The sequence below is a fragment of the Janthinobacterium agaricidamnosum NBRC 102515 = DSM 9628 genome (assembly GCF_000723165.1).
Taxonomy (GTDB): domain Bacteria; phylum Pseudomonadota; class Gammaproteobacteria; order Burkholderiales; family Burkholderiaceae_D; genus Janthinobacterium; species Janthinobacterium agaricidamnosum.
Genome location: NZ_HG322949.1, coordinates 5,910,262 through 5,911,509, shown reverse-complemented (window position 1 = coordinate 5,911,509; position 1,248 = coordinate 5,910,262). Strand labels below are relative to the sequence as shown.

The 1,248-nt window shown below is 52.2% G+C and carries 1 pseudogene; it reads left to right on the top strand.

Features of this window, described 5'->3' with window-relative positions:
* Window positions 1–511: 511 nt before the first annotated feature.
* A pseudogene (locus GJA_RS26965) lies at window positions 512–1,248 on the top strand (IS3 family transposase); the annotation flags it as partial.

The window sequence follows — 1,248 nt, the reverse complement described above, 5'->3', positions numbered from 1 at the left end:
ACTCAGCTTTATCACTTTTACACAAATAATTTCCGCATGCGAAAGTACGCATTTTATCAAGCTGCTGTAGAAGCCTAGGGTCAGTGAGCCGTAGAGTTCGGTTTTCCCAAATTTTATACTGCACAATTACAATACTGGCTTCTTCCTGATCAATGGAATGTCTTTCATAAATAACATCAGCCCCCGTGACCTGCTCAGGCTTGTCAGGGTGCAGCACACGAACTCTCAACATCCCACCATCGGGCAATTCAAAATCCCGCCTTGCCTGCCCGGCTCCCATTTCTAGTAGCCCCTTTGCCACAGCGGTAGCATCGCGGAAAATTAATTGATTTTCCGTATGAGCAGGAGGGTCTAACTCATTCTTAGCATTAACTAGCGTTTTCAGTCGCCCCTTTAATTGGTCGACCCTACTCCTATCCTTGCTGATCTTGGCTATCTTTAATAAGCCCTCTGAATCGCCACAACAATTGTAGACACTCCTGAGCCATAATTACTGGCACAAGGAGAAGGTATGAGCGGAAAGCGGTACACAGAGGAATTCAAGATTGCTGCGGTCAAGCAAGTGGCGCAGCGGGGGCACCCGGTTAGCGAAGTCGCAGAGCGGCTTGGCGTGAGCATCCATAGCCTGTACGCCTGGGTGAAACGCTATGGCGTCCCAGAGAAAGAGCGCAAGGCAGTTGATGTTCAGGCCGACGAAATGCGGCGCCTAAAAGCCGAGCTCAAGCGCGTCACGGAGGAGCGCGACATTTTGAAAAAGGCCGCGGTGTACTTTGCCAAGACGTCCGCGTAAGGTACACCTTAATTGTTGAGTTACAGGACCAATTCCCGGTGCGACGGCTTTGTAAAGTGCTCGAGGTTCATCCGAGCGGTTTTTATGCTTGGTGTCTGAACCCTGAAAGCAAACGTGCCAAGGAAGACAAGCGCCTGCTGGTGCCCATCAAGGAATCTTGGCTGGAAAGCGGCAGCGTGTACGGCTACCGCAAGGTCTGCGCCGATCTGCGCGAGCTGGGTGAACAATGCGGCATCAATCGCGTTCATCGCCTGATGCGCTCGGCTGGGATTCGTTCTCAGACGGGTTACGCCAGGCGCAAGTACAAACGTGGCGGCGCGCCATCGCTAGTAGCCCCGAATCATCTGCAGCGGCAGTTTGATGTGCAAGAGCCAAATCGCGTCTGGGTCACGGACATTACCTACATCCGGACGTATGAGGGCTGGCTGTATTTAGCCATTGTACTTGACCTGTTCTCG